This window comes from Verrucomicrobiota bacterium, assembly GCA_019247695.1.
In the GTDB taxonomy this organism is placed as follows: Bacteria; Verrucomicrobiota; Verrucomicrobiia; order Chthoniobacterales; family JAFAMB01; genus JAFBAP01.
Window position 1 is genome coordinate 1 of sequence record JAFBAP010000040.1, and the last position, 5,605, is coordinate 5,605.

The 5,605-nt window shown below is 62.3% G+C and carries 5 protein-coding genes; 4 read left to right on the top strand and 1 reads right to left on the bottom strand.

All coding sequences use genetic code 11. The features are described 5' to 3' along the window. From JO015_04500 to JO015_04510, 3 genes are all read left to right on the top strand, one after another. A partial coding sequence (locus tag JO015_04500) for a hypothetical protein (GenBank protein MBV9998357.1) occupies positions 1-1,145 on the top strand: 1,145 nt, incomplete at its 5' end. A 628-nt stretch (positions 1,146-1,773) separates the two neighbouring features. Further along, entirely contained in the window at positions 1,774-3,078 is a 1,305-nt protein-coding gene (locus tag JO015_04505; protein ID MBV9998358.1) for a UDP-glucose/GDP-mannose dehydrogenase family protein, read from the top strand. 3 nt (positions 3,079-3,081) lie between these two features. Further along, positions 3,082-3,942, top strand: a complete 861-nt coding sequence (locus JO015_04510) for an SDR family NAD(P)-dependent oxidoreductase (protein ID MBV9998359.1) — start codon at positions 3,082-3,084, stop codon at positions 3,940-3,942. Between the two features lie 32 nt (positions 3,943-3,974). On the opposite strand, the gene JO015_04515 is transcribed toward JO015_04510, so the two are convergent. Next, a complete protein-coding gene (locus JO015_04515; protein MBV9998360.1) occupies positions 3,975-4,475 on the bottom strand; it encodes a GtrA family protein in 501 nt (166 codons plus the stop codon). Between the two features lie 13 nt (positions 4,476-4,488). On the opposite strand from JO015_04515, the gene JO015_04520 reads away from it, so the two are divergent. Continuing rightward, positions 4,489-5,502 carry a Gfo/Idh/MocA family oxidoreductase gene (locus tag JO015_04520; protein ID MBV9998361.1) on the top strand — a complete coding sequence of 338 codons (1,014 nt, stop codon included), beginning with the start codon at positions 4,489-4,491 and terminating at the stop codon, positions 5,500-5,502. The last annotated feature ends 103 nt before the right edge of the window (positions 5,503-5,605 follow it).

Genomic DNA, 5,605 nt, shown 5'->3' on the forward strand with positions numbered 1-5,605 from the left:
TTTTCCGGACCCGGCAAAAGGCAGGCAGATCATCAGCCCTGTTGCACCTCGCCGCCTTTTTCCTGGTGCTCGGTTCGGTCTTTCTCTTCCGGGTAACCCACGGTGAGAGCAGGGCCACCGAGGCCGTCACGGGGTTCCCTGAACCGGTGTTTCGGATGTTTCAGGCGCTCTGGATCGGACCGGCAGCCGCGTTGCGCGCCTTGATCCTCAGGCCGTGGGAAACGCTGGAACACGCCGAGGCGTTTGCTTCCGCCATCGGCCTGGCCATCGGGGTGATCACCTGGCGGATGTTAAACCGCGACGGCCATCAAACCGGCGCGACCGGCGGCGCACCAGACACCGCCACCAGGCTTGATGCGCAGGTGGCCGCCGGAGGCGTGATTGCTTTCGTCTTGCCTTACGTGTTGATGTTCCGGACGGCTTATTTCCCGCCGAATGAAACGGTCGGCAGGTTAAGCAGCTTGCACGCGCCGGCCACCTTCGGCCTCGCGGTGCTGGGGTCGGTTCTCTACCATCAGTTGGCGCGAAGCCGGTGGTTCCGCCGTGGCGCCGCCGTTCTCGGGGCCGTCTTTTTTGCGCTCCTGGGCGCCTACGGCGTTCAATACCAGGAGAAAGAGTACGTCGCGGCCTGGGAGGCCCAGCGCACGATCTGGAAAGGAATCTATGCACTCAGCGGAGACGCCGGACCCGGCACACCGATCGTGGTTGATCTCGACGGGTTGCCGCAAACGCAGTGCTTCCCCTCGATCTGGCTTCCCGGTGCTTACTCGCTCTTCGATGTTTTCGCCAAAGTGCCCAGGTCCTGGCAGAAAACGCCGCAAATCACCGGCTACTATCCCTGGTGTGAGACGGAGTTCAAGGATGGGGCCTTGGTGATGAAGACGCCTCCCTGGGCCCCTGGGGCGTGGCCGGCACTGAGAAATGGTGAGTTTATCTTCCTGAAGTACCAAAACGGTCAGATGACCCGGTGCACCGGTCCGACGCAGCTCTTCGGACACGTGCTGTCGCCGAAAGCGCCGGTGCCAGGAGTGTCCGGGTGGCCGCTGAACCGGGTAGGAACGCAGATCCTGCTTCCCCCCTCGTTCGAAGACTGGAGACACCTTTCTAAGGAGAAACCGTACTCGTGGACGAAAAATTGGGATTGAAACTTTTAGTGTGGACCGAGGCCGTCTTTCGCCCTCCTAAGGCGTCACGCCTGTACGCCCCCTCTAACAAACGCCCGCCCCGCCGGGTTGGATTTGCTGAAGGGGCGGCAGAACCCGCGAGCGACGCCTTCTGCCGCCCTTTCAGGGCTCAATCCGGGGGGAGGACCCTACCCAGGGTAAACCCTGGGCTAAGTTCTCCTGGCCCTTCGGGCCGTAAGGCGGGAGTAAACCCGGGGCTAGGTTCTCCTGGCCCTTCGGGCCGTAAGACGGGAGTAAACCCTGGGCTAGGTTCTCCTGGCCCTTCGGGCCGTAAGACGGGGGTAACCCCGGGGCTAAGATCCCTTGCGCCTCCGGGGCGAAAGACGGCCTTCAGGCCACCGGTAGCTCTGATTCGCGCCAAGCGGTTTATTCCCTGGAACGCGTTGGAGAAAACATGCGTTCCATCGGGACGCCTGAAGCGGCGTCCCGGAGACTCCGCACCCGCAAGTGGTCCGCCGGTGACGCGGTGCGGCGATCGATCTTCAATCCGGAATGGCCGGCCCTCCGGGACGAATCCAACCCGCCCCCTTGGTGCTGGAAACCGCACCATAATCGGCCGGCTTCGTTGGGGACAAGGCATCGATCGCAAATGAAAATTGTCGTCCTTGGCCTCTGGCATTTGGGCTGCGTCACGGCAGCCTGCGTGGCAAAACACGCTCCGGTGGTGGGATTGGATTTCGACGAGGCCGCCGTTGCGCAATTGCGTGCCGGCAGACCGCCCTTATTTGAACCCGGGCTCGCCGAACTGATTCAAAGTTCCGTCAAAGCGGGGAAACTGCAGTTTTCGAGCGACCCGGCCGGGGCGTGCTCCGGGGCTGACCTGCTGTGGGTTTGTTACGATACGCCGGTTGACGACGATGACCTGGCCGACCTGACGCCGGTTTTGCAAGGGATTGATGCCTGCGCACCGCACCTTGGCCCGAACACGCTGGTGCTGATCTCCTCGCAGGTGCCGGTAGGGACTTGTCGCCGGCTGGAAGAGCGGCACCGGCGCTTGCGCTTTGCCTACTCGCCGGAAAATCTCCGCCTCGGCAAGGCGATCGAGATTTTCACGCACGCCGATCGGATCATTCTGGGCGTGCGGCAGGCAAGTGACGCGGAAGAATTACGCCCGTTGTTGTCCCACTTCACGCTGGACCTGGTGGTAATGCGGACCGAGTCGGCCGAAATGACCAAACACGCCATCAATTCGTTTCTCGCGCTGTCGATCACTTTTATGAACGAGGTGGCCCGGCTTTGCGAGGCGACCGGCGCCGATGCCAAAGAAGTGGAGCGCGGGCTGAAGTCAGAAAGTCGCATCGGCCCGAAGGCGTACCTTTCGCCGGGAGGGCCGTTTGCCGGCGGCACCCTGGCGCGGGACGTGGTTGCCCTGACCCGGATCGGGGCGCAACACGCCGAACCGCTCGCCCTGATCCCGGCCATCAAGGCCGGCAATGACGGCCATAAACGGTGGGCGGTGCAGAAACTGCAGGAACGGTTCCCCGATCTTCAGGGTAAAAAGATCGCCGTGCTCGGCCTCACGTATAAGCCCGGCACCGACACGCTCCGGCGCAGCCTGGCCGTCGAGATCTGCCGGGGGCTTTCAGCCGCCGGCGCCCGACTCACCCTTTACGACCCGCGCGTGCAGGCGCCGGCGTTGCCGGACGATTTGCAACTGTTCCCGCTGTTTCACCAGGTCGCCGAGGCGGTGGCCGGTGCGGACGCCGTGATCGTCGCCACCGAATGGCCGGAAATCCGGCAGGCGCCCTGGCCGGAACTTATTGCCGGGTTACACGGCCGGCTGATCGTTGACGCCAACGGATTTCTCGCCGAACAGGTCAGGGCACTGCCCGGCGTGGAGTACCGCCGGGTGGGTGTACCCGGCGAAGCCGCGCCTCAAACCAACCGGCTGTAGACCATGAAATTAGAGGGAAAATCCGCCATCATCACCGGCGCCAGTCAAGGCCTGGGCAAGGTCATCGCGACGCAATTCGTCCGGGAAGGTGCGAATGTGTGCGTTTGCGCCCGGGACGGCGCGCTGTTGGCAGCCGTGGTTGAAGAGCTGCAACAGGCTGCCCCGAAAGGACAAACCGTGGTTGGACGCGCCGCCGACGTTTCCCGCGAAGATGAGGTCGAAGCGGTTTTTGCCGAGGCGGTACGCGCGTTCGGCCGGTTCGAAATCCTGGTCAACAACGCCGGGGTCTACGGTCCCAAAGGTCCGGCCGATGAGATCGATCTCGCGGAATGGATTCGCGCCGTCGAGATCAACCTTTACGGCACGTTGATTCCTTCCCGGGTCGCCACCCGGCATTTCAAAAAGAACGGCTACGGTAAAATCATCAATTTATCCGGCGGTGGCGCCACCGCCCCGCTGCCGCGCCTGAGTGCCTACGCGGCGTCCAAGGCGGCGGTAGTCCGGCTGACTGAGACGCTGGCTGAAGAACTTCGTGAAGACCGGATCGACGTGAATGCGGTTGCCCCCGGGGCGCTTAACACCCGCCTTCTGGATGAAGTGCTGGCCGCCGGGCCCGAAAGGGTGGGGGCGGAGTTTTATCAAAAAGCACTCAAGCAGCGTGACGCCGGCGGCGTGCCCCTGGAACGGGGGGCCCAACTCTGCGTGTATCTCGCTTCTGCGGAAAGTGACGGCATCACCGGCAAACTCATCAGCGCGCAATGGGATCCTTGGGAACGCCTGCACGAGCACCGGAACAAGCTCGCCTCCAGCGACATTTTCACCCTGCGCCGAATCGTCCCCGAAGACCGGCACACGGCGCTCTGAAAGACATCCACAGATTACACAGATTACACGGATTAAGGCGATTCCGAAGCGTTGCCCTGCGGGTGCAGCGTCTCCGAGCTCCGAACTCCGAGCTCCGAACTCCGAACTCCGAACTCCGAACTCCGAACTGTACGTGCCGGCCGGTGACGAAAGACCATCAACTGGAGGCCGAGGAACCCGAGCGCGGTGGCGGGCGCAATCGCGCAGAGTTTGGCCACCAGGATATTGGTCGTGAACGTGTTGAGGCAAAGGCGAACGATCACAACCGTCACGAGCCAGCAGAAAAAGACGTTGAGCCCGTACTGAGCCAGTTGCTTGCCGTAATCGGATCGCTGGCAGCGAAAAACCCAGAATTTATTCAGAAGAAAATGACACACTACCGCGGTCAGGTACGCGATGCTGACCGCCACCAGCGGCCGCAGGAAAAAGTGCAACAACCAAACGAGCGAGAAGTCAACGGCTGCAACCGTGCCTCCGACGGCGAGGAACCGGATCACTCGTAATGCCCTGGCCTGATTAATGACTACTCCCATGACGCCGGAAAGAATGGTACAAAACTTCGGTTTCGCAATCTTTGGTTGCGGGCTCATCGGCAACCGCCGGGCGGCCAGCTTGCCGGCGGGCACCCTGCGCTACGCGTGCGACGTGGACCTGACCAAAGCCGCCGCGCTTGCCGGCAAGCATGCCGGTTGCCGGGCGATTGATACCGCGGAGCAGGTGTGGTCCGATCCGGACGTGGACGCGGTTATCGTCTCCGCGGCGAACGTCGCGCTCGCGCCCTTGACGCTTGCCGCCGTACGCGCCGGCAAGCATGCGCTGGTCGAAAAGCCCGGCGCCATTTCCTCGGCGGACCTGAAGCAAATCGCCGAGGCGGCCGAAGAAACCAACGCCAAGGTGCGGCTCGGCTATAACCACCGTTTTCATCCCGCCTTCTTGAAGCTCTGCGAGCTGCAGGCCGCCGAAGATACCGGTGAATTCATGTTCCTGCGCGCCCGGTACGGTCACGGCGGCAGGACCGGCTATGACCGGGAATGGCGGGCTGACCCGAAATTGAGCGGCGGCGGTGAATTGATCGATCAAGGCGTTCATCTTATCGACCTCGCCTCCCTCTGGCTGACCGACTTTACCCGGGTGGAGGGTCACGCCGCCACTTATTTCTGGGACATGCCCGTCGATGACAACGCGTTTGTCAGTTTGCGCGATGCAAAGGGCCGGACGGCCTGGCTCCAGGTCAGCTGCACCGAGTGGAAAAATCTATTTTCGTTCGAGCTGTATTTTCAGCGAGCCAAGTTTCACGTCGAAGGGCTCGGCGGCAGCTACGGCCTCGAGCGGCTTTACCACTACCGGATGTTGCCCGAGATGGGGCCGCCGGAAACCGTCATTTACGAGTTTCCACGGGGAGACCGGTCCTGGAACATCGAACTGCAGGAGTTCCTGCAGGATATCGGACAGGGCCGGCCGCCCAACCCCGGCCTGGCCGAGGGCATCCGCACCCTGGAAATCGTTGAAGAGATTTACCGCCGAAGCGGCTACGATCACTCCGCGGGCACGGCGAAATAATCCGCAGAACACGCAGAAAGAGGGAAAACATCCACAGATTACGCAGATTACACAGATTAAAAAGGGATCTCCCCGCGCCCCGTACGCGGCCGCTCCGAACTCC

Bases quoted from the DNA above. Each gene is read 5' to 3' on its own strand.
- JO015_04505 (MBV9998358.1), top strand. From the start codon at position 1,774: ATGAAAATTGTCGTCCTTGGCCTCTGGCATTTGGGCTGCGTCACGGCA.
- JO015_04515 (MBV9998360.1), bottom strand. From the start codon at position 4,475: ATGGGAGTAGTCATTAATCAGGCCAGGGCATTACGAGTGATCCGGTTC.
- JO015_04520 (MBV9998361.1), top strand. From the start codon at position 4,489: ATGGTACAAAACTTCGGTTTCGCAATCTTTGGTTGCGGGCTCATCGGC.
- JO015_04510 (MBV9998359.1), top strand. From the start codon at position 3,082: ATGAAATTAGAGGGAAAATCCGCCATCATCACCGGCGCCAGTCAAGGC.